Source organism: Jatrophihabitans sp. sgz311053 (assembly GCF_056135305.1).
This window is the reverse complement of sequence record NZ_JBWAXP010000003.1, coordinates 131,539-154,141: the sequence shown is the minus strand read 5'-3', so window position 1 is coordinate 154,141 and position 22,603 is coordinate 131,539. Positions and strand designations below refer to the sequence as shown.

Here is a 22,603-nt window from a genome sequence, read left to right as displayed (position 1 = left end):
TCAATGAGGAGCGAGAAACGCACGGGCCGAGTGTGCCACACCCGGGCCGCGCGCGGGAACCCGCGGGTCAGAGCTGCTTCTGCGCGACCGCCCGGTGCTCGGCGAGTACTTCCGGGGTGCGGCCGTGCTGGGTGGTCGCGTAGTAGATGCCGCCGATCACGACGATGATCGCGATGAAGACGAAGGCCCCGTACTGGAAGTACCAGTGCTCGTTGCCGTACACGTCCGGGCGCGGCCAGGCGAGGTTGATCGTGACGCCGGTCTGGAAGATCACCGCGATGATGTTGAGCGGCAGCCCGAAACGTCCCATCGAAAAGAACGGGCCGTGACCGGGCCGCGGCCAGTCGCCCCGTAGCCGACGCAGCAGCATCGGCACGGTGACGCACATGTAAGCGATGTAGAACAGGATGATCGCGATCGAGGTCAGCACCAGGAACACCGACTGGTTGCTGATGTTGATCAGCAGCAGGATCACCGTGAGCACGCCGATGACGAGCGCCGGGACGATAGGCGTGCGGCTCTTACCCGACACGCGCGCCACCGCCGAGCCGAAGGGCAGCCGCCCGTCGCGGGCCATGGTGAACATGATGCGGATGCCGGCGGTGTGGACTGCGAGCGCGCAGACGGTGATCGCAATGGCCGAGCAGGCGAGGAAGAGGTCGCCGAGACTCTCGCCCAGGGCGTACTTGACGATGACCGGCAGGCCACCGTTGCCCTGGGTGAGGTCCTTCTGCGCCATGATGGCGAAGAGGATGAGCAGGCCGCCCAGCACGAAGGCGGCGAACATCGCGCGGATGATCGCGCCGGGCGCGTGCTTGCGCGGGTTGTTCGTCTCCTCGGCCAGCGAACCAGCGGTGTCGAACCCGTAGAAGATGTAGGCGCTCGCGATTCCGGCGAGCAGAAAGGCGCCGGTGTAGCCCCACGTGCGCCCGTCGCCCGTGCCGTTCGTCTGCATGATCACGCCGGGACCGCGCTTGGCGTGGAAGGCCAACAGCACGACGAGGATGGCAGCGCCGACGAGTTCGACGGTGACGCCGATGTTGTTGATGATCGCCATGACCTTGACGCCGATCATGTTGATCACGGTCGTGAACACCACGAGGAGCAGGGCCAGGACGACGGCATTCTTCGCCCCGCCCGGCGTGCTGTAGCTGCCGATGTCGGCCTTGCTGCCGACGATCTGGAACGAGTCGGAGATCTTCGGCAGCACGACCTGGTACGCCACCGCGACGGCGGCGACGGTGACGATCGCGCCGATGAGGATGATCCAGCCGGCGAACCAGGACGTCAGCGGGCGCGCGAGCTGTTTGGACCACTGGTAGACGCTGCCGGCGAGCGGGAACTGGCCGGCCATCTCGGCGAAGCAGAGCGCGACGAGCAGTTGCCCGCCGAAGACGATGAGCCACGTCCACCAGTAGGCGGGACCGCCGAAGCCGTAGCCGAAGCCGAAGAGCTGGAACACCCCGGTGAGGATGGAGATGTAGCTGAAGCCCGCGGCGAAGGACGAGAACTTGCCCAGCGAGCGGTCCAGCTCCTGCTTGTAGCCGAAGCCGGCGAGCTCATCGTGGTCGGAGTTGTGGACGGTGCTCACTGCTACCTCCCGGGGCGGGGGAACCAGTACTGGGGCTGGGGATCGATGTTGTGCCAAATGTGCTTGGTCTCGCGGTACTCCGCCAGGCCCGAAGGGCCCAACTCGCGGCCGATGCCGGAGCGGCCGTAGCCGCCCCACTCGGCCTGCGGGACGTAGGGATGGAAGTCGTTGATCCACACCGTGCCGTGGCGCAGCCGGGCGGCCACGCGTTGCGCCTTGCCGGCGTCGCGCGTGAAGACGCCGCCCGCGAGGCCGTAATCGGTGTCGTTGCCGATGCGGATGGCATCGTCCTCGTCGGTGAAGGTCTCGACGGTGAGGACGGGACCGAAAGACTCGTCGTGGACGCACGCCATCTGCTGGGTGCAGCCGTCCAGGATGGTGGGCTCGAAGTAGAAGCCGTCGCTGAGGTTGTCACCCTCGGGTGCGCGGCCACCGCAGCGCAGGACGGCGCCCTCCGCGACGGCGGCCGCGACGTAGTTCTCGACCTTCGCCCGGTGCGCGGCCGAGATGAGCGGCCCGGTCTGGGCGTGCTCGTCGAAGGGGCCGCCGAGGACGATGTCGCCGGCCCGGCGCACCAGCTCGTCGACGAACTCGTCGTGGATCGACTCCTCGACGATGAGGCGCGCGCCGGCCGAGCAGACCTGGCCCGAGTGCAGGAAGACCGCGGTGAGGGCGTAGTCCAGGGCGAGCTCGCGGTCGGCATCGGCGAAGACCACGTTGGGGTTCTTGCCGCCGAGCTCGAGTGCCACCTTCTTCACCGTGGCGGCCGCCGCCGCAGCGATCGCCCGCCCGGTGGCGAGGCCGCCGGTGAAGGAGACGAGATCGACGCGGGGGTCGGCCGCCAGCGGCGCGCCGACCACGGGACCGGCGCCGAGGACGAGGTTCGCGACACCGTCGGGCAGTCCCGCCTCCACCAGCGCGCGCATCAGCAGGATCGCCGTCGACGGCGTCAGCTCGCTGGGTTTGAGCACGAAGGTGTTGCCGGCGACGAGCGCGGGAGCGACCTTCCATGCCGTCTGCAGCAGCGGGTAGTTCCACGGCGTGACCAGGCCGCAGACCCCGACCGGCTCGTGGACGATGCGGCTCACCGCCGCCGGGTTGCCGGTGTCGACGACGCGGCCGGCGTCGGTGCCCGCGATGCCGCCGAAGTAGCGGAAGCAGGCCGCGATGTCGGCCATGTCGTACTGGCTCTCGACGAAGCGCTTGCCGGTGTCGAGGGACTCGGCGCGGGCGAAGGCATCGGCGTCACGCTCGATGATGTCCGCGACGCGGGTGACGAGGGCACCGCGTTCGCGCTCGGGGGTGCTCGGCCAGGTGCCGTCGTCGAAAGCCGCGCGGGCGGCGGCGATCGCGTCCCGTGCGTCGTCCGCCGTCCCCTCGGCGACCGTCGCGACGAGCGACCCGTCGGCCGGGCACTGGACTTCCCGCGTCCCAGCGTCGCTCGCGTCGCGCCACCGGCCGTCGATGAACAGTGTCACGCGGGTTGCCCCGGCGTCGCGCGGTAGAAGTCCATCTGTTGCGGCGGCAATGGCGTGTTGCCGAGGATGAGGTCCGCGGCCCGCTCGGCCGCCATCATCACCGGCGCGTAGATGTTGCCGTTGGGGATGTAGGGGAAGATCGAGGCGTCCACGACTGCGAGGTTCTCGACGCCGTGGACCCGCATCGTCAGCGGGTCGACGACGGCGAGGTCGTCGGTGCCCATCTTGGCGGTGCAGGACGGGTGCAGCGCCGTCTCGCCGTCCTTGCGGACCCAGTCCAGGATCTCCTCGTCGGTCGAGACCGAAGGGCCGGGCGAGATCTCGCCGCCGTTGTAGGGCGCCATCGCCGGCTGGTTGAGGATGTCGCGCGCGACGTGGATGGCCTCGATCCACTCGCGGCGGTCCTGGTCGGTGGACAGGTAGTTGAAGCGCAGCGCCGGCTTGGCCTTCGGATCGGTGGAGGTGATCTTGACCGAGCCGCGACTGTCGCTGAACATCGGGCCGATGTGGACCTGATAGCCGTCCCCGCCGGCCGGTTGCGAGCCGTCGTAGCGGACGGCCACGGGCAGGAAGTGGAACATCAAGTTCGGGTAGCGCTCGTCGACGTTGCTCCGGGCGAAGCCGCCGCCTTCGAAGTGGTTCGTGGCGCCGGGTCCCGAGCGCAGGAAGAGCCACTGGGCGCCCACCGGCAGCTTGTAGCGGTGCTTCATGTACTTCTGCATCGACACCGGCTGGGTGCAGGCGTACTGGATGTAGACCTCGAGGTGGTCCTGCATGTTCTCGCCGACGCCGGGGAGGTCGGCCACCGCAGTGATGCCCAGGCGAGCGAGTTCGGCGGCGTTGCCGATGCCCGACAGCTGCAGCAACTGCGGCGTGTTTATCGCACCTCCGCTCAAAACGACGGTGCCCGCGTCGACGGTGATTGTCCTGCGGCGCCGCAGGTACTCGACGCCGGTGGCGCGCGTGCCGTCCATCCTGACCTTCGTCACGTGCGCACCGGTGACGAGGTCGAGATTGGGGCGGTCCAGGACGGGGTGCAGGTAGGCCCGTGCCGCGGACCAGCGCCGTCCGTTCTTCACGTTGCGGTCGAAGGCGTGGAAGCCCTCCTGGCGCTCGCCGTTGACGTCCGTGGTGCGCGGATAGCCCGCCTGGACGGTCGCCTCGAAGAACGCCTCGAAGAGCGGGTTGGTGGCCGGGCCCCGTTCCAGGGTGAGCGGACCACCGTGGCCCCGATACGGGTCGTTCGGCGCCGCGGCGAGGCAGTCCTCCATCCGCTTGAAGTACGGCAGGCAGTGCGCGTAGTCCCAGGTCTCCATACCGGGGTCGGCGCCCCAGCGCTCGTAGTCCATCGGGTTGCCGCGCTGGAAGATCATCCCGTTGATGCTGGACGAGCCACCCAGCACCTTGCCGCGGGCGTGGTAGACCCGGCGGCCATTCATGTGCGGCTCCGGCTCGGACTCGTACTTCCAGTCGTAGAAGCGGTTGCCGATCGGATAGGTCAGCGCCGCGGGCATGTGGACGAAGACGTCCCACTTGTAGTCGCGGCGGCCGGCCTCGAGCACCAGCACCCGCGTGGCCGGGTCGGCGGAGAGACGGTTGGCCAGCGCGCAGCCGGCCGACCCTCCCCCGACGATGACGAAGTCGTAGCGACCGGAGGACATCGCCCGAACCTAGACCTTCATCGGCGCTGTCGACCAGGGTCGAGCCACGCCCACTTTATCGTTTTCTCGATGTTTTGATATATTGGTTCGCGTGAGCAGGGAACCGACGAACGCGCGGCTCGCGGCACTGGAGCAGCGCGTGGCACAGCTGGAACGCCGGGCGCATTCGTCGTCGGCCCCCGTCACCGCGACGCCGGCCGACGACGCGGAGCTGTTCCTCCTGCAGCCGCTGGAGCAACACATCCCGGACTCCGTCGCCATCGCCGGCTCCATACCGGTGCCCGGCGCAGGTCGGGCGCGCTGGCAGCAGAGCCGCCATCTCAGTGGAATCGAGGGTCTCGACTGGGGTGAACGGGCCGCTGAGTTAGCCGCCCTCGGACATCCGGTGCGGCTCCGGTTGCTGCAGCTGGTCGCCGGTGGCGAGCACAGCACCGGCGCGCTGGCCGAGAGCGACGGAGTCGGCAGCGTCGGCCAGGTGCAGCACCACCTGCGCACGCTGCTCGCGGCGGGCTGGCTCGAGTCGTCCGGCCGTGGCCAGGTCGCCGTCCCGACGAGCCGCCTCGTCCAGCTCATGGCCATCGTCCTGGCCACCGTTCACTGATCCGATCGACTCGGGAGGTTCTCGTGCGGTACCACATCGAGCTCGCCAAGGGCATCTGCTTCGCCCTGCTCACCCTCGCGACCAGCATCCTGCTCGCCGTGGTCCACGACAGCGGCAAGATCTACATACCGGTCCTCTTCGCCGCGATGGCACTGTGGTGCTGGTACAAGGCCGACCGGCTCGCCCGCGATCGATGAGGCCGCCGGAGGCGCGGCGGGTCGTCCTCCGGCTCGTGGCGGCGTCGCTGGTGCTCGCCGGGGTGCAGCTCGCCCTCAGCCTGCTGCTCGCACCGCAGTACGCGCAGTGGTTCCGGCGACGACATCCGGGCACGCCCGATGTCGCGATCTATGTCGCGCTCGGGCTGCGGGCAGTGGTGTCGCTCGCGTGGGTGTCGGGCTACCGACGTTTCGCCGAGCTGGTGTCGGTGCGAACGCGTGGCGCCGTCGCGCTCCTGGCCGCCTATGCGGTCGTCACGGTCGTGGGCTACGCCTGGCTCGTCGCCGAGGGCGGTCCGTGGTGGCTGACGGGCATCCGGACTCTGCAACTCGGCGTGGCAACAGTCGTGCTCGTCCTCGTCGCGAGCCCGTCGGTACGCGCCGGCTTCGGCCCGCGGCGTTCCTGCCGACCGTCGCCGGGCAGATGAGGGTCAGCCGGCCGCGGCGGCGGCGAGCCGCTCGCCGACCTCGCCGGTCGAGCCCGGGTTCTCGGGATCCCGGGAGGCGAGGTCCGCAGCCACCGCTGCCTCGACCTTCGCGGCCTTCTCCGTCTCGCCGAGATGCGCCAGCAGCATCGACACGCTCAGGACGGCTGCGGTCGGGTCGGCCTTGCCCTGCCCGGCGATGTCGGGTGCCGAGCCGTGGACCGGCTCGAACATCGACGGGTTGGTGCGGCTGACGTCCAGGTTGCCGCTGGCGGCCAGGCCGATGCCGCCGGCGATGGCGGCCGCGAGGTCGGTGATGATGTCGCCGAAGAGGTTGTCGGTGACGATCACGTCGTAGCGGCCGGGGTCGGTGACGAGGTAGATCGTCGCGGCGTCGACGTGGTTGTAGGCGACCGTGATCTCGGGAAACTCCTCGCTTACGCGCTGCACGGTGCGGAACCAGAGGTCGCCGGCGTTGGTGAGGACGTTGTTCTTGTGCACCAACGTCAGATGCTTGCGCGGCCGTGCCTGAGCACGGGCGAAGGCGTCGCGGACGACCCGCTCGACGCCGTAGGCGGTGTTGACGCTCACCTCGGTCGCGATCTCCTGCGGGGTGCCCTTGCGCAGCACGCCGCCGTTGCCTGCGTACGGACCCTCGGTGCCTTCCCGGATCACGGTGAAGTCGATCGCCGGCTCGCCGGCCAGCGGGGTCGCGACGCCGGGGTAGAGCTTGGCCGGGCGCAGGTTGACGTGGTGGTCGAGCTCGAAGCGGAGCTTGAGCAGCAGCCCGCGTTCGAGCACACCGGACGGCACGCTCGGGTCCCCCACCGCGCCGAGCAGGATCGCATCGTGGCCTCGGATCTCCTCGAGCACCGAGTCGGGCAGGACCTCACCGGTGTTGTGCCAGCGCGCCGCGCCGAGGTCGTACTGCGTCCGCTCGACACCGGGCAGCACGGCGTCCAGGACGCGCAGCGCCTGCTCCGTGACCTCGATGCCGATGCCGTCGCCGGGAATCACCGCAAGCTTCATGCCCGGAAGCCTAGACGGTCGTCCCGCTCACTGGACTCTCGGTCCCGACTGGTGGGACATAACTGGGCAGCTCGCGCATCGTCCGCAGCGGCGAGAGGTACACCGGCAGGAACGACAGCGTGAGACCGACGGCGACGAGCAGAAGCGTTTCGCGCACGCCCAGCCACGACCCGAGCAGACCACCGACAAGACCGCCGAGCGGCATCGTCCCCCAGACGAAGAAGCGCATCGTGGCGTTCATCCGGCCGAGCAGGTGTGGCGGGCAGAGCGCCTGCCGAAAGCTCACCTGGGTGATGTTGTAGACGACGACCATCGCCCAGCCGACGACCTGCACCGCCGCGTAGAGCACCAGCGTCCAGTTGCGCTCGACGAAGGGCAGGACCAGCGAAGGCGGCCCCATCGCCAGGGCCGACAGCCAGATCGCCGGACCCTGCCCGACGCGACGGGCGAAGCCCGAGGCCACCAGGGATCCGAGCAGACCACCGACCGCGGCCGTGGAGGTGAGCACGCCGATGAGACCGGGCGAGAGGTGCAGGTCGCGGGCGAGCAGGACGAGGGTGAGGCCGGCCGCCATGGAACTGAAGAGATTCGAGATCCCGGTGCACGCCCCGATGGCGCGCAGCAGTCGGTTGCTCAGCACGAAGCTGAGCCCCTCCCTGATCTCCCGTCCGAGGTGGCGGTCGGGTCGGCGCGCGGGCTTCGGCGGACGGGCCTTGATCGCGGTCAGCCACGACGCCGACCAGAGAAAGCTCGCGGCGGTGAGGAGCACGGCGTAGGGGGCGGTGACAGCTTGGATGAGCAGGCCACCGGCGCTCGGCGCCGCCACCTGGCTCACCGACTGGCTCGCCTGCAGTTTGGCGTTGCCCTCCACGAGATCGTCGCGCTCGACGAGCTCCGGCAGGAACGACTGGTAGGTGACATCGAAGAAGACCGTGCTGGCGCCCACGATCAGCGCGACGGCGTAGAGCTGTTCGATGCTCAGCACGCCGGCGAGCTGTGCGAGCGGGATCGTCGCCAGCGTCAGCGCCCGGATGATGTCGTTGACGATCAGCACGCGGCGGTGACGCATGCGGTCCACCCAGGCTCCGGCAGGGAGCCCGATGAGCAGGAAGGCCAGCGTCTCGAAGGTCGTCAGCAGGCCGACCTCGAAGGTGGTGGCGTCGGTGGCGAGGATGGCGACCAGCGGCAGCGCGAGCTGGCTGATCATCACGCCGAACTGGCTCACGGTGTCGCCGATCCAGAGCCGACGGAAGTCGGCGTGATGCCACAGTCCGCCCCCGCGTCGCACCGTCATGCCAGCAGCGTGCGCGAGTGATTGGGAAATGTCAATCACAGCTATGGTGCGTTATGCCGCATGCCCACCGGGACGCCACCGAGGCCGAGGCGAAGGCGCTGGCCTCGCCGCTGCGACTGCGGATCCTGCGCATCTGTCTCGGCGAGGCCCGTACCAACCGGGAGATCGCCGACGTCCTGGCGCGGGACCCCGCCTCGGTCCTGCATCACGTCCGCACGCTCGTCGACACGGGCTTCCTGCGAGCCCTGCCGGCCCGGCGCGGCACCCGCGGCGCGCGTGAGATCCCGTACGAGGCGACGGGCAAGTCCTGGACGGTCTCGACCCCCGCCGGGTCCAACCATCTGCTCGACACCTTCGTCGAGGAGGTCGCCCTCGTCCCCGCCGAGAGCGTCGAGATGGTGCGCATGGGGTTGCGCCTCGACGCCCCTGCCCGAGCCGAGTTCGACGACCGCCTGCGGGCGCTGGTCGAGGAGTTCATGACCCGGACCGAGGGCGACGCCTACTCGGTCTTCGTCGCCCTCCACCCGGACCCCAACCGCCCCTGACCCGCCCCTCCCCTCCCTCCCCCTCACGGTTTTGGCGGCCTGACTTGGTATCCCAAGTCAGGCCGCCAAAACCGTGAGGAGTGTCGCCACGACGCGCTTCGGGTGGTCGGTGATGTCCACCCAGGTGAAGCGCAGCACCCGCCAGCCCGCCGCGATCAGCGCGTTCTGCTTGGTGCGATCCCGCTGGAAGCGATCGTCGGACGAGTGGTACGCGTAGCCGTCCACTTCGACCGCCAGCCGCTGCGCCGGGAAGGCGATGTCGATGGCGAATCGCCCCGAGGCAGTCACGAACGGGAACTGCGCGACCCAATTGGCGATCCCGGCCCGCCGGAGCAAGGAGTGCAACCGGCGCTCGGATTCCGCGTCAGCGCCGCGACTGACCTGCCCACCAATACGCCGCACCTGTTTGTTGCCCCAGCGCTGCCGCTCGAGACGTCGTTCGAAGTCGCCCGGCAACACCCACCCCTGTTGGACGGCACGGTCGGCCAGGACGAGAGCCCGTCCCGGCGAGAGCCAGCCGATGCAGTCGAGCACGGTCTCTGCGCGACTCGTCACCCAGAGCCCGCGGTGCCGGACGATCTCGCCGCGATCGAGGCCGACCCTGTGAACTCTGATTCCGGGCGGCCAATCGAGCCGTCGGCGATCGAGGCGCGTCACGTGCACCAGTCGGTCGTCCGCGACGGGCATGTCACCCCACCACTGCGCGGCCGTGGTGTAGCTGACCACGGAACGGGTCGCGAGAGCCGCGAACCACGCGCTCGCCTGTGGCGTGTCCGGTGTGCCCGCGACTCGATAGATCCCCTGCGTCGGCGTTGTCTGCAGTCGGCCGGCCGCGACCCAGAGATCGACGGTGCCCGGCGGCACCTCGGCAGCAACGAGCTGGGACCGCGCGATCAGGCCCGCCTGTCTCGCTGCGATGCGTGTCCACATGGCATCGAGAGTGGGGCACGGCGGGGTCCGACACGGGGTTGTCCACAGCCCCGAGACGCTTTTGGCGGCCTGACTTGGTATCCCAAGTTAGGCCGCCAAAAGCGGGAGAGGGGCGTCAGCCCCGGGCGGCGGTGCCCTCGACGTAGTCGTCGGCGTCCGAGTTCACCCAGGACATCAGGCCACGCAGCTTCTTGCCGACGGACTCGATGGGGTGGGTCTCGCCCTTCTCGCGCAGGGCCTTGAACTCCGGGGCGCCAGCGTCCTGGTCGGCGATGAAGCGCTCGGCGAAGGTGCCGTCCTGGATGTCGGAGAGCACCGCCTGCATGTTCTCCTTCACCCGCGGGTCGATGACGCGGGGACCGGAGACGTAGTCGCCGTACTCCGCGGTGTCCGAGATGGACCAGCGCTGCTTGGCGATGCCGCCCTCGTACATCAGGTCGACGATGAGCTTGAGCTCGTGCAGGCACTCGAAGTAGGCGACCTCGGGGGCGTAACCGGCCTCGGTGAGAACCTCGAAGCCGTACTGCACCAGCTGCGACGTGCCACCGCAGAGGACGGCCTGCTCGCCGAAGAGGTCGGTCTCCGTCTCCTCGGTGAAGGTGGTCTTGATCGCGCCGGCACGGGTGCCACCGATGGCCTTGGCGTACGAGAGCGCCAGCGCGAGGGCGTTGCCCGAGGCGTCCTGCTCGACGGCGACGAGGACCGGAACGCCCTTGCCGTCGACGTACTGCCGACGGACGAGGTGGCCCGGCCCCTTGGGGGCGACCATGGCGACGTCGATGTTGGCCGGGGGCTTGATGTAGCCGTAGCGGATGTTGAAGCCGTGGCTGAAGAACAGCGCGTCGCCGTCCTTGAGGCTCGGCTCGATCGACTCGGTGTAGAGCTTGCGCTGCGCCGGGTCCGGCGCGAGGACCATGATCAGATCCGCCTCGGCCGCCGCCTCGGCCGGGGTGAGGACGCGCAGGCCCTCGTCCTCGGCCTTGGCCCGGCTCTTCGAGCCCTCGAGCAGCCCGATGCGGACGTCGACGCCCGAGTCGCGCAGGGACAGCGCGTGCGCGTGACCCTGCGAGCCGAAGCCCAGGACGGCGACCTTGCGCCCCTGGATCAGCGACAGGTCGGCGTCGTCGTCGTAGAACATCTCCACTGCCATGGGGTGACTGCCTTCTTCCTCGTGTGATGTGTGGTCAGGCGCTGCGCTCGACTGAGCGCAGCGCCGCCTGGGTCATGGAACGGTGGCCGCGGCCCAGCGCGACCGTGCCGGACTGCACCATCTCGCGGATGCCGTGCGGCTCCAGCATGCCGAGCATCGCGTTCAGCTTGTCAGGCCTTCCGGTGAGCTCGACGGTGAGTGCCTCGGGGCCGACGTCGGCGACCTTGGCCTTGAACAACTCGACGACCTGCAGGACGTCCCGACGGTTGGTGTCGTCGGCACGCACCTTGACCAGCAGCAGTTCCCGCTGCACGGCCTGCTTCTCCTCGAGTTCGACGATCTTGATGACGTTGATCAGCTTGTTGAGCTGCTTGGTCACCTGTTCCAGCACCGCGCCCTCGACGCTCACGACGATGGTGATGCGCGAGATCTCGGCGTGCTCGGTGGGTCCGACCGCGAGGGACTCGATGTTGAAGCCACGGCGGGCGAAGAGACCGGCGACGCGGGTGAGCACGCCGGGCTTGTTCTCGACCAGCACGGACAGCGTATGGGTGCTCACGACGGTTCTCCCAGCATGAAGTCGATCAGGGCGCGGCAGTGGATCTCGGTGGTGTCGAGCAGGGGGACGGCGGCGTCGCCGTCGCGCAGCAGCAGTCCCTGCTCGGTGCAGGCCAGCACGACGGCCTCGGCGCCGGCGTCGACGAGCCGGTCGATGACGTCGAGGTAGCTCTTGCGGGCGGTGTCGCTGACGATGTCGCGGGCCAGCTCGTCATAGATGACGTCGTGGACGACGCGGCGGTCGGCCTCGTCCGGGACGAGAGTGCGGGTCCCGGACGCCGCGAAGGCAGAAGGGAACATCTCGCTGCCCATGGTGAAGGCGGTGCCGAGCAGCCCGACGGCACCGTAGGGCGCGACGGCGTCAGCGGTGTGGGCGACGAGGTCGACGAACGGTACGTCCCCGATCGCCTCACGGACCCGGTCGGCGACCAGGTGTGTGGTGTTGGCGCCGAGGGCGATGCCCTCGCAGCCTGCGTCCATCAGCCGCCGTGCCGCGTCGGCGAGCACCCGCCCCACGCCGTCCCAGTCACCGTCGTGCTGCAGTCGCGCCATCTCACCGAACTCGACCGACCACAGCGTCACCGGCGCGCTGTGCACGCCACCGAGCGCCGCCGCCACGCCGGCATTAAGCGCCCGGTAGTAGTGCGTGCTCGACACCCAGCTGGTGCCACCGACCAGACCCAGCCGCCGCAGCGCCGGCGTCCCGGCGGTCACTCGTCGCCCTCGAAGGTCGGACGGAGGTCGCGGGCGGCCTGGATCTCGTCGTTGCTGGCCCCGGCGGCGACCATCGGCCACACCATGGCGTCCTTGCCGACGGTGAAATCGATGACGACGGGACGGTCGTTGATCTCCATTGCCTGCTCGATCGTCGCGTCGACGTCGGCCTTGGTCTCGCAGCGCAGGCCGGCGCAGCCATAGGCGTCGGCGAGCTTGACGAAGTCGGGGATGCGGTGCTTGTGGGTGCCGAGCTCGGTCTGGCTGTACCGCTCGTCGTAGAAGAGCGTCTGCCACTGCCGGACCATGCCGAGGTTGCCGTTGTTGATCACGGCGACCTTGATGGGGATGTCCTCGATGGCGCAGGTGGCGAGCTCCTGGTTGGTCATCTGGAAGCAGCCGTCGCCGTCGATGGCCCAGACCAGCTTCTCCGGGCAGGCGACCTTGGCGCCCATCGCGGCCGGGACCGAGTAGCCCATCGTGCCGGCGCCGCCGGAGTTGAGCCAGGTGTAGGGGTTCTCGTAACCGATGAACTGCGCGGCCCACATCTGGTGCTGCCCCACGCCGGCGGCGTAGATGGCCTCGGGACCGGCGATGGCGCCGAGCCGCTCGATCACGTACTGCGGCGCGAGCGTGCCGTCGACCGGCTCCTCGTAGCCCAGCGGATAGGTCTCCAGCCACTGGTCGATCTGGCGCCACCAACCGGTGAGGTCGGCCCGGTGGCCCGCGTCGAACTCGGCCTTGAGGGTCGGCAGCAGATCCGCGAGCACCTCGCGGACGTCGCCCACGATCGGGACGTCCGCGACCCGGTTCTTGCCGATCTCGGCCGGGTCGATGTCGGCGTGGATCACCGCGGCGTGCGGCGCGAAGGTCTCGAGCTTGCCGGTGACGCGGTCGTCGAAGCGGGTGCCGAGGGCGATGAGCAGATCGGCCTTCTGCAGCGCGGTGACGGCCGAGACCGTGCCGTGCATGCCGGGCATGCCCAGGTGCTGGCGGTGGCTGTCGGGGAAGGCGCCGCGCGCCATCAGGGTGGTGACGACCGGGATGCCGGTGAGCTCGGCCAGCGCGGCCAGCTCGGCGGTGGCACGGCCCTTGAGCACGCCGCCACCGACGTAGAGCACCGGACGCCGGGCCGCGGCGATGAGCTTGGCCGCCTCCCGGATCTGCTTGCCGTGCGGACGGGTGACCGGGCGGTAACCGGGCAGGTCCAGCTTCGGCGGCCAGGAGAAGGTCGTGGTGGCCTGCAGGACGTCCTTGGGCAGGTCGACGAGCACCGGGCCGGGGCGTCCGGTCGAGGCGAGGTGGAAGGCCTCGGCGATGGCGCGCGGGATGTCGGCAGGCTCGGTGACGAGGAAGTTGTGCTTCGTGATCGGCAGCGTGATGCCGCTGATGTCGGCTTCCTGGAAGGCGTCGGTGCCGATCATGGAGCGCCCCACCTGGCCGGTGATCGCCACCATCGGCACGGAGTCCATGTAGGCGTCGGCGATCGGCGTCACCAGGTTGGTCGCGCCGGGGCCGGAGGTCGCCATGCAGACGCCGACCTTGCCGGAGGCCTGGGCGTAGCCGGTCGCCGCGTGGCCGCCGCCCTGCTCGTGACGCACCAGGATGTGGCGCACCTTCGTGGAGTCGTAGAGCGGGTCGTAGGCCGGCAGGATCGCACCGCCGGGGATGCCGAAGACGACATCCGCGCCGACGTGCTCGAGGGACCGGACGAGGGACTGCGCGCCGGTGAGGGTCGTCGCGCCGGGGGTCCCGGTCGTTGTCTGCTCGGGTGTCGGTGCCATGCCGCGTGCCTTTCAGCGAGGTCCTGCAGTGGGTGTGTCAGCCGGTCGTGGGCGGGTCGGAGCAACAAAAAACCCCTCGTGCCGGAGCACGAAGGGTCAGCGCGTCGTCGAGCGGAGGGTTCAGACCCGAGCGACGCGCTCGGTAACAAGTACGAGGAGGTCGATGTGACGCACGGGCGTGACAGTACACCACTCACTACACGACTCCTCGCGCCGGCTCGACCGGCCCCGGGTTGTCTCGGGCGTCCACCACGACGCCGCACCGACGGCGGCGACCAGCCGGCGGCCCGCTGCAGCAGATCACGCAGCGTGAGGGACTTAGGTCCCGTCCCGTCGGGACCGGCCGTCAGGCAGGATCACGTGGTCCCCCCGACGCACGACCGCTCACCCCCGCTCATCCCTCCCCCGAGGCTCGACATCGCCCGTCATCACGGCGAAACGCGCCCGTAACCCGCTCGGCCGCTCGCTGCCGCCCCGAACCGTCCCGCGCCGCACCAGGGCCGATGGTCCCGCGTGTTCGGTGCTTTCGTCGTCCGATATCTTGTGAAGAGTCAGTGAGCCATGTTTACTGACACGAGTGGTTCCGTCCGCGGAACCGGCCGCTCCAGGGGTGGGTGCGGCCAGCATCACCGGCAGTACCGCACGTCCTCGGGGGAACAGTCCGACATCGTCCATTTCCCCGCCGATGGAGCCCGCCGATGCCCCGCAGCGCCGCACTCGCCACTGCTCGTCTCCCCCGACGCCTCCCCCGCCTCCGCCTGCTCGTCCTGACCCTGCTGGTCGGCCTGGTCGCCCCGCTGCTCGTGGTGGCGTCCCCGGCCGACGCCGCGGTCCGAGCGCGGACCACCACCGAGCGCTCCTACGCGAACTCGGTGCTCACGCTGCTGAACAAGCAGCGCAAGGCGCACCACCTGCCGGCGCTGCGCCCCAACACCCGCCTCGTGGCCTCCGCGCACAAGCACAACGCGGCCATGGCCAAGGCCAACACCATGGCGCACCAGGTCCGCGGCGAGGCCTCGCTGGGCCGTCGGGTGGACAAGGCCGGCTACCGCTGGGGCAGCGTCGCCGAGAACATCGCCTGGAACTCCGACATCAGCCGCAGCGGTGTGCTGCTGCTGCAGAAGCTGATGTACAACGAGCGGGCGCCCTACGACGGCCACCGCCGCAACATCCTCAGCCGCTCCTACCGCGAGGTCGGCGTGGCGGTCTTCATCGATCGCAAGCACCGCAAGATCTGGCTCACCACCGACTTCGGCCGCAAGATGTAGCTCGGCGGCCGTACCCGACTACCCGGATCCGTGGCTCGCCCACGGCCTGGTGGGGGGAGACGGGGCCGTCGCTGTTCGCAGCGGCGGCCCCGTTTTCGTTCCCGGCGTTCTCCCGGTGAGACCCCCGGTGAGACTCAGTCGCAGACGGCCCCGACGGACGCGCTGCCGACGAGCTTGGCGTACTTGCGCAGGACGCCGAAGTCGAACTGCGGCTCCAGCGGCTTCCACTCCGCCCGGCGGCGCTCGAGCTCGGCGTCGTCGACGATCAGATCAAGGGTCCGCGTGGTGAGGTCGAGCCGGATGGTGTCGCCGTCGGCGATGAAGGCAATGGGACCGCCGTGCGCCGCCTCGGGGGCGATGTGGCCGATGCACGGTCCGGTCGTCCCGCCGGAGAAGCGGCCGTCGGTGAGGAGCAGGACGTCCTTGCCGAGCCCGGCACCCTTGATCGCCCCGGTGATCTGCAACATCTCGCGCATGCCGGGACCACCCTTCGGCCCCTCCCAACGGATGACGATGACGTCGCCCTTGGTCAGCGTGCCGGCGGTGAGCGCGTCCATCGCCTGCTGCTCGCGCTCGAAGACGCGGGCGGTGCCCTCGAAGACCTCGTAGTCGAGGCCCGCGCTCTTGACCACGGCGCCGTCGGGGGCAAGCGACCCACGCAGGATGGTCAGCCCGCCGGTGCGGTGGATCGGGTCGCTCATCGCGCGGATGATCTTGCCGTCCGGGTCGGGCGGGGCGATGTCAGCCAGGTTCTCGGCCAGCGTGCGACCGGTGACCGTCAGGCAGTCGCCGTGCAGCAGGCCGGCGTCCAGCAGTGCCTTCATCACGACCGGGACCCCGCCGATCGCGTCGACGTCGGTCATGACGTAGCGACCGAAGGGCTTCACGTCGGCCAGGTGGGGCGTCTTGTCGCCGAGGCGGTTGAAGTCGTCGAGGGTGAGCTCGACCTTGGCCTCGTGCGCGATGGCGAGCAGGTGCAGCACGGCGTTGGTGGAACCGCCGAGGGCCATGACGACGGTGATGGCGTTCTCGAAGGCCTGCTTGGTCAGGATGGTGCGGGTGGTGATCCCGGCGTCGACCAGCGCCACCACCGCCTCGCCGGAGCGGCGCGCGTAGTCGTCGCGGCGACGGTCCGGCGCGGGCGGGGCGGCGCTGCCGGGCAGCGAGAGGCCGAGCGCCTCGGCGGCGGAGGCCATCGTGTTGGCGGTGTACATGCCGCCGCAGGCTCCCTCGCCGGGGCAGATGGCCTTCTCGATCTCGGTGACCTCGTCGCGGGTGATCTTGCCGGCCAGGCAGGCGCCGACGGCCTCGAAGGCGTCGATGATCGTCACGTCGCGGCCGTCGTAGCGACCCGGCAGCGTGGAGCCGGCGTAGAGGAAGGTGGCGGCGACGTCGAGGCGCGCGGCGGCCATGAGCATGCCGGGGATCGACTTGTCGCAGCCGGCGAGCAGGACGCCGCCGTCCAGCTGCTCGGCGCGGAAGACGGTCTCGACCGAGTCGGTGATGACCTCGCGGGAGACCAGCGAGTAGTGCATGCCGCTGTGACCCATGGAGATGCCGTCGGAGACCGAGATGGTGCCGAACTCCAGCGGGTAACCGTCGGCGGCGTGCACGCCCTCCTTGGCCGCCTTGGCCAACCGGGCCAGCGACATGTTGCAGGGGGTGATCTCGTTCCACGACGACGCGACACCGATCTGCGGCTTGCGCCAGTCGTCGTCGCCCATGCCGACGGCGCGGAGCATGCCGCGGGCGGCGGCGCGTTCGAGGCCGTCGGTGACGGTGCTGCTGTGCGGCTTGCGGTGCTGCTTACGTTCCGGCGAATCGCTGCTCACCCCGCAGAGGTTACGGCGTACGGTCCAGGCATGGCTGCTGCCGCCTCCCCCGCCCCCTCCCGCGGTGCCGTCCCCGATCTGCCCTACGTCATCCGGTTGCCGCGCACGGCGTACCTCGCCGTGCTCTTCCTGGCGGTCGGCGCCATCCCCGTGGCCTTCAGCGCCGGGCAGTCGCAGTCGGCCCGCGAGGCGGCCGGCAGCAACGCCGACACCGGCATCGCCCTGGGACCGCAGGTGCTCGTCCTGCTCCTCCCGATCCTCGCGGCCTTCTTCATCGCCCGCACCGCCACCGTGGTCACCGAGCAGGGCCTGCGGGTCCGGGCCGTCTTCGGCTCCAAGCTGCTGCCGTGGGAGACGCTGCGCGGCCTGGAGGTCCGGGACCGGGTCATCTACGCCGTCCAGGACGCCGGCACCACCCGCCTGCCCTGCCTCCGGCTGGCACACCTGGGCCCGCTGTCGCGGATGTCCGGTGGTCACCTGCCCGAGCTGACCGACGCCGTCCCGAAGCCGGCGCCGTCGGGTCGACGCCGCCGCCGGTAGCCGTGCTCGCTCAGTACCCGCTCTCGACCCGGTTCTGCAGCGCCGCGACGCCGCCGTCGCGCAGCCGCTGCACCTGGGCGGCCACCAGCTCGTAGGCGCGGTCGTCCCACCCGGCGGTGCCGCCGCCGACGTGCGGGGTCAGCACCAGGCCGGGGGCGTCCCAGAGCGGATGCTCCTCCGGCAGCGGCTCCGGGTCGGTGACGTCCAGGAAGGCGCGGATGCGGCGCCGCTGCAGCTGGTCGACCAGGGCATCGGTGTCCACGTGCCGGCCCCGGGAGACGTTGACGAGGACGGCACCGTCGGGCAGTGCGTCCAGGAAGGCGGTGTCGACCAGGCGCTCGGTCTCCGGCGTCAGCGGCAGCGCCACCACGACGACGTCGTGCTCCGGCAGCAGCTCGGGGACGTCGGCCATGGCGCGGATCCCGACGCGCTCGGTGCGCGCCACGTAGGTCACCTCGGCGTCCAGCGTGGTGGCCACGTCACCGATGCGGCGGCCGATGTCGCCGGCCCCGAGGACCAAGACCCGGCGGCCGGCGAGCCCGCGGGACTCGAAACGGTCCCATCGGCCCTCGCGCTGCGCGTCCAGGTAGGTCGGCAGGTCGCGCAGCAGCGAGAGCAACCCCGCGACGGCGAGCTCGGCGGTGGAGCTGCCGTGGATGCCGCGGCCGTTGCAGAGCACGACCCCGTCCGGGACGACGGGCAGCCACGGCTCGACACCCGCCGAGAGCAGCTGGATCACCGCGAGCGACGGCAGCGCAGCGAAGACCTCGCGTGGTGGCGGCGGCGCGTTGTAGAGACCGGTGAAGAGCCGGATGCGCTCGGCGCCCTCCGGGGCGGGACCGTGGCCGTCCCAGACCACGATCTCGGCATCCAGCTCGACGCGCCCGAGATGCTCGGCCAGCAGATCCCGGCTCTCGCCGGTCGGGACGCTCACGGTGATCACCCGTTCGACCCTAGCCCGCACCCGGCCGGGGCAGCGGCTGCACAGCTTCGGCAGGCAGACTGGACAGATGCGTCCGCGCCCCCGCAGCGCCGCGACCGTGGCCACCTCGGCCGCGGCGGCCACCGTTCTCGTGCTGGCCGGCTGCACCTCGTCGACCGACTCCGAGCCGCCGGACTACCGCCCGAGCCCGCCGGCGGCGAGCGTCGGCGGTCCCGGCGCGCGCATCTCGCCGATCCTGCCGGTCCCCTCGCTCGCGGGGCCGGGGGGCGGCTCCGGAGGTGGTGGCGGGAGCAGCAACAGCTCGTCGCCGACGAAGGAGGTGGACCCCCTGGTGGTCGCGACCAAGCTGCGCAGCCCGGTCGGCCTGACGCTGCTGCCGGACAACACCGCCCTCGTCGGGGAGCGGACCACCGGCCGGATCGTCCGGGTGCAGCCGGTGGCGGGCAAGCCGGTCCCGACGGTCCGCACCCTGCCCGGCGTGGACGGCTCCGGCGACGGCGGTCTGCTGGACCTGGCGCTCTCACCGACCTACGACGAGGACAGCCTCATCTACGCCTACCTCTCCACCCGGCGCGACAACCGCGTGGTGGCCTTCACTCTCGACGGCCCGGTGACGCCGGTGATCACCGGCATCCCGCACCGCAGCACCGGCAACACCGGCCGGCTCTCCTTCAGCCGGGCCGGCACCCTGGAGGTGGGGACCGGCGACGCCGGACGGCCGTCGCTGTCGGTGAGCCGATCCAGCCTGGCCGGCAAGATCCTGCGGATCACCGACATCGGCAGCCCCGCTGCCGGCAACCCCACCGCGGGCTCGCCCGTCTACGCCTCCGGGCTGCGGAGCACCGCCGGCCTCTGCACCGTGCCGAACACCACGGTGACGCTGCAGGTCGAGGCTGCGCCCGACGGCGGCGGTCCCGGCGAGATCAACCTGATCACCCAGGGCGGGAACTACGCGACCACCGCCCCGATCGCGCGGACCCCCGCCGCCGACGGTGCCCCCGGTGACTGTGCGGTGCTGAACGGGCGTCTCTACGTCACCTCGTTGGACGGCCGGCAGCTGCTCACCGCCCCGCTGACCCGATCCGGCACCACGTCGGTGACAGTGGGGCGATTCACCAGCGCGCTGAAGGACCGCTACGGCCGGTTGAAGACGGTGGTCCCGGCCACCGACGGCGCGCTGTGGCTGACGACCTCCAACCGCGACGGCCGGGGCAAACCCGTCGCCGCCGACGAGCGGGTCATCCGCTACGTCCCCTCCAGCAGCGGCGGCGAGGGCAACAACACCTGAGGCGGGTGGCCTAGGGCGGGTCTGACAATTCCCGCTCGTCGCGAGCGGCGGTCGGGTGCGCGCGATGCAAGGCGGAGGAGGACGGTCGTAACCTGCTACGGCCGACGACGACAACGCCGCAGCGTGCGTGCCCGGGCGTCGCGCAGCAGAGCACGGGATTGTCAGACACGCCCTAGTCTTGGCGCTCCCGCACCGTGGCGCGGATCTGCGCGATGTTGTCGCGCAGGATGTCGGAGAAGAGCTCGTCGGTCCGCGGATCGGCGAGGACCTCCAGGATGACGCGGATCGTGGTCTCGCAGGTCATCTCGATGATCCGGTCGTGGAACGGCAGCAGCCTGATCGACCCCGCCGTCGGATCCTCCTCGATCTTCTCGAGCACCATCGCCTTGATCTCGTCGCGGTTCTCCCGCAGCCCGGAGGCGATGTTGCGGGTGTAGTGACCGGTGCGCAGCACGTCGGCGACCTCGTCCAGGACGGCGATGGTGATGGGGCGCTTGATCACCTCCAGCACGCGTTCGGAGACCCGGTTGATGAAGCGGACGACGAAGGGCTCGCGCAGGCCGCGCCGGATGAGCGCACGGCCGACGAGGGCGGCGATGACGGCCAGCACGATCAGCCCGCCGACGATCCAGAGCGTCAGGGCGGTCGCGGAGAGCCCGGCGTCGGTCACCATGGCCACATCCTGCCTCAGCGGCGGCATCCTGCCTCAGCGGCGGCGGCGGGCCACGACCAGCACGAGCAGCGCCAGGGCGATGACAGCCGCGCCGCCGACGAGGTAGCGGGCCGAGTCCCGACCGCTGCGGTCGCCCTCGTCCGGCTCGTCCGGCGCGGTGGACGACGGTGCGGTGGACGACGGTGCGGCGGCGGAGGTCGCCGGCCGGCCGGGGTAAGCGCTCTCCGGCGGCAGCGACACGGTGTAGACCGGTTGTCGCTCACCCTCCGAGCTGAGCAGCATCCGGCCACCGGCGACGGCGACGCCCTCGCCCTGCGGCTGCGCGGGGAGCGGCAGCCGGGCCGGGCGCTGCCGGAAGGTCTGCGCGAAAGGCCGCCGCACGTGCCAGACGTAGGCGTCGGTGTAGGTGCGGACGACGAAGAACTGACCACCCGGCGAGAAGGCGGCACCGGTGGCGGTGAGCTGTCCCAGCGGGTTCGGCCCGCCGGCGGTGCCGGTGAACTCGAAGCGGATGGCCGCCACCCGGCTCAGCGTCTGCACGCGCCCGGCGTCCGGGCGGGCGGGGAGCCGATAGACAACCGACGCGCCCGTCACCGATTTGGTGACGACGTAGCCGGTGCCGTCCGGCGCGACGGCGAACGACTCGGCGTCCGTGGGACCGGCGGGGTAGCGCAGCCGCCAGACATCCGCCGGTGCCGTCGTCACCCGGCGGTCGTCGGCGTCGGCGCGGAGCCGGGGCTCGGCCACCCGGTAGACCCGGATCTCCCGGCGCTGCGCACCGTTGTCGCCGATGTCGGCCAGCCACACCGACGGGACGCCGGCCACGTCCGGCGCGACGGCGATGTCCTCCCAGTCGACGTTGCTCGCCCCGGCGACGGTGACGGTGGCTGCGGTCCGGCCGGTGCGCGGGTTCACTGCGAAGAACCGGTTGCGGTCGCCACTGTCGTTCTGGAGGTAGACCACCCCCGGCGAACGGAGACCCACCGCGATGCCGCTGGCCTCGGTGAGCCGTGGGTCCTGCACGGTGAAGGCCACCGATCCCGCGGTGAGCGCGACCGCGAGCACCGCTCTCACGGCGGCACCGTCACAGCAGCATCCTCACGGCAGCGCCCTCACGACAGCGCCCGGTAGAACTGACCGTGCGGCCCGGTGGCGGCGACGGGCACACCGTCCCGGGCGAGGACGAAGGAGTGCGCCGGCACCTCGGCCGCCGTCGTCGAGGGCAGCACCCCGCGAGCCTCGTTCGCCAGCCAGACCGTCGGCCGGGCAGCGGCGAGCTCGGTGATCGCGGCGTAGAGGAGCTCCCGTGCCGCCGGCGGCAGGTAGGCCAGCACCGCCGAGTGGAAGACGACGAGGGTGGCGTCGTCCGGTACCTGCGCGGCGAGCGTGGGCAGATCGCGGGTGAGATCGCCCCGGACGAGTCGTGGCGGGTCGGCGCGAGCCACCTCGACGGCAGCACGCAGCGTCGCGAAGCGGGCCGTCTGCTCCGGCCAGATCAGCGCTTCGAGCCAGCGGACGTCCTCGTCGGAGGTGACGTCGAGCGGGTTCAGGTCGAGCCCACCGCGCCAGACCACCTCGGGTAGCCGGGTCGGGGCGGCAATGCCCTGCAACTCGCAGCGCAGCCGAGGTGTCGCCTCGCCGACGAGGACGCCGTCGTAGTCGTAGCCGTACCGGTCGGGATAGAGGCACAGCCCCGCCGAGGCGCCCACCTCGAGCAGGGCCACCGGACCGGCGAGGGTCGCCAGCTGTGGCAGCAGCGTGGCGCACCGCGTCGGCTCGTTGGTCTGGGTGGCGTGCGTGAGCATCACCTCTTCGACCGCCGACCAGTGTTCGAGCAGGAAGGCGCACAAGGCATCCGGGTTGTCGACCGGCCCCTGCAGGTACCGCACCGCGCCGAGCAGCAGGTTCGGCTGCCGCTTCGGCAGGGGCACCCTGTCGATCAGCGCGCAGACCTCCGGCCGGCCGGCAATCGACTCGCAGATCGCGGCATAGCTCGGTGAGACCCCGGCGAGCTGGTCACGTGCCATCCGGCGGTAGGACTCGGAGGTGGTGTGTCCCTCCCCGCCGATCCAGTCCGGCACGCC

22 protein-coding genes are annotated in these 22,603 nt (G+C 70.6%); 7 read left to right on the top strand and 15 right to left on the bottom strand.

Annotated elements, in window-relative coordinates; all coding sequences use genetic code 11:
• Positions 1–67: 67 nt before the first annotated feature.
• The 3 genes from AC0NZQ_RS18660 to betA are packed head-to-tail and all read right to left on the bottom strand — an operon-like array spanning position 68 to position 4,730.
• Positions 68–1,591, bottom strand: coding sequence for an amino acid permease (locus AC0NZQ_RS18660; RefSeq protein WP_474531583.1), 1,524 nt, complete (start codon positions 1,589–1,591; stop codon positions 68–70).
• Between the two features lie 2 nt (positions 1,592–1,593).
• Positions 1,594–3,069 carry an aldehyde dehydrogenase family protein gene (locus tag AC0NZQ_RS18655; protein WP_474531582.1) on the bottom strand — a complete coding sequence of 492 codons (1,476 nt, stop codon included), beginning with the start codon at positions 3,067–3,069 and terminating at the stop codon, positions 1,594–1,596.
• A complete protein-coding gene (gene betA, locus AC0NZQ_RS18650; RefSeq protein ID WP_474531581.1) occupies positions 3,066–4,730 on the bottom strand; it encodes a choline dehydrogenase in 1,665 nt (554 codons plus the stop codon). Before betA ends, AC0NZQ_RS18655 begins: the two co-directional genes overlap by 4 nt.
• Positions 4,731–4,821: 91 nt before the next feature.
• Here betA and AC0NZQ_RS18645 point away from each other — a divergent pair, with 91 nt between their 5' ends.
• The 3 genes from AC0NZQ_RS18645 to AC0NZQ_RS18635 are packed head-to-tail and all read left to right on the top strand — an operon-like array spanning position 4,822 to position 5,974.
• Positions 4,822–5,331 (top strand): ArsR/SmtB family transcription factor, encoded by a 510-nt coding sequence (locus AC0NZQ_RS18645; RefSeq protein WP_474531580.1) that lies wholly within the window; start codon positions 4,822–4,824, stop codon positions 5,329–5,331.
• Positions 5,332–5,354: 23 nt separating this feature from the next.
• On the top strand, positions 5,355–5,528 hold the full coding sequence (locus AC0NZQ_RS18640; protein ID WP_474531579.1) for a hypothetical protein: 174 nt from the start codon (positions 5,355–5,357) through the stop codon (positions 5,526–5,528).
• Entirely contained in the window at positions 5,525–5,974 is a 450-nt protein-coding gene (locus AC0NZQ_RS18635) for a hypothetical protein (protein ID WP_474531578.1), read from the top strand. Before AC0NZQ_RS18640 ends, AC0NZQ_RS18635 begins: the two co-directional genes overlap by 4 nt.
• A gap of 3 nt (positions 5,975–5,977) precedes the next feature.
• Here the strand turns inward: AC0NZQ_RS18635 and AC0NZQ_RS18630 are convergent, their stop codons facing one another.
• Positions 5,978–7,000, bottom strand: coding sequence for a 3-isopropylmalate dehydrogenase (locus AC0NZQ_RS18630; protein ID WP_474531577.1), 1,023 nt, complete (start codon positions 6,998–7,000; stop codon positions 5,978–5,980).
• A 10-nt stretch (positions 7,001–7,010) separates the two neighbouring features.
• Positions 7,011–8,294, bottom strand: a complete 1,284-nt coding sequence (locus AC0NZQ_RS18625) for an MFS transporter (RefSeq protein WP_474531576.1) — start codon at positions 8,292–8,294, stop codon at positions 7,011–7,013.
• A gap of 53 nt (positions 8,295–8,347) precedes the next feature.
• On the opposite strand from AC0NZQ_RS18625, the gene AC0NZQ_RS18620 reads away from it, so the two are divergent.
• The gene (locus tag AC0NZQ_RS18620; protein ID WP_474531575.1) at positions 8,348–8,839 is read left to right on the top strand and encodes an ArsR/SmtB family transcription factor; all 492 of its coding nucleotides are present in this window, start codon (positions 8,348–8,350) and stop codon (positions 8,837–8,839) included.
• A 57-nt stretch (positions 8,840–8,896) separates the two neighbouring features.
• Here the strand turns inward: AC0NZQ_RS18620 and AC0NZQ_RS18615 are convergent, their stop codons facing one another.
• The 5 genes from AC0NZQ_RS18615 to AC0NZQ_RS18595 all read right to left on the bottom strand — a co-directional run bounded on the left by AC0NZQ_RS18615 (position 8,897) and on the right by AC0NZQ_RS18595 (position 13,975).
• Positions 8,897–9,703: a DUF559 domain-containing protein gene (locus AC0NZQ_RS18615; RefSeq protein WP_474531574.1), complete on the bottom strand. Its 807-nt coding sequence runs from the start codon at positions 9,701–9,703 to the stop codon at positions 8,897–8,899.
• A gap of 181 nt (positions 9,704–9,884) precedes the next feature.
• On the bottom strand, positions 9,885–10,919 hold the full coding sequence (ilvC, locus tag AC0NZQ_RS18610) for a ketol-acid reductoisomerase (RefSeq protein ID WP_474531573.1): 1,035 nt from the start codon (positions 10,917–10,919) through the stop codon (positions 9,885–9,887).
• A gap of 34 nt (positions 10,920–10,953) precedes the next feature.
• A complete protein-coding gene (ilvN, locus tag AC0NZQ_RS18605) occupies positions 10,954–11,478 on the bottom strand; it encodes an acetolactate synthase small subunit (protein ID WP_474531572.1) in 525 nt (174 codons plus the stop codon).
• On the bottom strand, positions 11,475–12,191 hold the full coding sequence (locus tag AC0NZQ_RS18600; protein ID WP_474531571.1) for an aspartate/glutamate racemase family protein: 717 nt from the start codon (positions 12,189–12,191) through the stop codon (positions 11,475–11,477). Before AC0NZQ_RS18600 ends, ilvN begins: the two co-directional genes overlap by 4 nt.
• A complete protein-coding gene (locus AC0NZQ_RS18595; protein ID WP_474531570.1) occupies positions 12,188–13,975 on the bottom strand; it encodes an acetolactate synthase large subunit in 1,788 nt (595 codons plus the stop codon). Before AC0NZQ_RS18595 ends, AC0NZQ_RS18600 begins: the two co-directional genes overlap by 4 nt.
• Positions 13,976–14,673: 698 nt before the next feature.
• On the opposite strand from AC0NZQ_RS18595, the gene AC0NZQ_RS18590 reads away from it, so the two are divergent.
• A complete protein-coding gene (locus tag AC0NZQ_RS18590) occupies positions 14,674–15,243 on the top strand; it encodes a CAP domain-containing protein (RefSeq protein WP_474531569.1) in 570 nt (189 codons plus the stop codon).
• 134 nt (positions 15,244–15,377) lie between these two features.
• On the opposite strand, the gene ilvD is transcribed toward AC0NZQ_RS18590, so the two are convergent.
• Positions 15,378–17,075, bottom strand: a complete 1,698-nt coding sequence (gene ilvD / locus AC0NZQ_RS18585) for a dihydroxy-acid dehydratase (RefSeq protein WP_474531568.1) — start codon at positions 17,073–17,075, stop codon at positions 15,378–15,380.
• A gap of 30 nt (positions 17,076–17,105) precedes the next feature.
• On the opposite strand from ilvD, the gene AC0NZQ_RS18580 reads away from it, so the two are divergent.
• Complete coding sequence (locus AC0NZQ_RS18580) at positions 17,106–17,615, top strand: PH domain-containing protein (RefSeq protein ID WP_474531567.1); 510 nt, start codon at positions 17,106–17,108, stop codon at positions 17,613–17,615.
• Positions 17,616–17,625: 10 nt separating this feature from the next.
• Here AC0NZQ_RS18580 and AC0NZQ_RS18575 read toward each other — a convergent pair whose 3' ends face one another.
• Positions 17,626–18,558 (bottom strand): 2-hydroxyacid dehydrogenase, encoded by a 933-nt coding sequence (locus AC0NZQ_RS18575; protein ID WP_474531566.1) that lies wholly within the window; start codon positions 18,556–18,558, stop codon positions 17,626–17,628.
• Between the two features lie 67 nt (positions 18,559–18,625).
• Here AC0NZQ_RS18575 and AC0NZQ_RS18570 point away from each other — a divergent pair, with 67 nt between their 5' ends.
• A complete protein-coding gene (locus AC0NZQ_RS18570) occupies positions 18,626–19,846 on the top strand; it encodes a PQQ-dependent sugar dehydrogenase (RefSeq protein ID WP_474531565.1) in 1,221 nt (406 codons plus the stop codon).
• A gap of 172 nt (positions 19,847–20,018) precedes the next feature.
• Here AC0NZQ_RS18570 and AC0NZQ_RS18565 read toward each other — a convergent pair whose 3' ends face one another.
• From AC0NZQ_RS18565 to AC0NZQ_RS18555, 3 genes are read right to left on the bottom strand one after another with little or no spacing between them, the layout of a single operon-like run.
• A complete protein-coding gene (locus AC0NZQ_RS18565) occupies positions 20,019–20,519 on the bottom strand; it encodes a hypothetical protein (RefSeq protein ID WP_474531564.1) in 501 nt (166 codons plus the stop codon).
• Positions 20,520–20,552: 33 nt separating this feature from the next.
• Positions 20,553–21,593: a hypothetical protein gene (locus AC0NZQ_RS18560; protein WP_474531563.1), complete on the bottom strand. Its 1,041-nt coding sequence runs from the start codon at positions 21,591–21,593 to the stop codon at positions 20,553–20,555.
• Positions 21,594–21,631: 38 nt separating this feature from the next.
• The gene (locus AC0NZQ_RS18555) at positions 21,632–22,600 is read right to left on the bottom strand and encodes a DUF2332 domain-containing protein (RefSeq protein WP_474531562.1); all 969 of its coding nucleotides are present in this window, start codon (positions 22,598–22,600) and stop codon (positions 21,632–21,634) included.
• Positions 22,601–22,603: the final 3 nt, after the last annotated feature.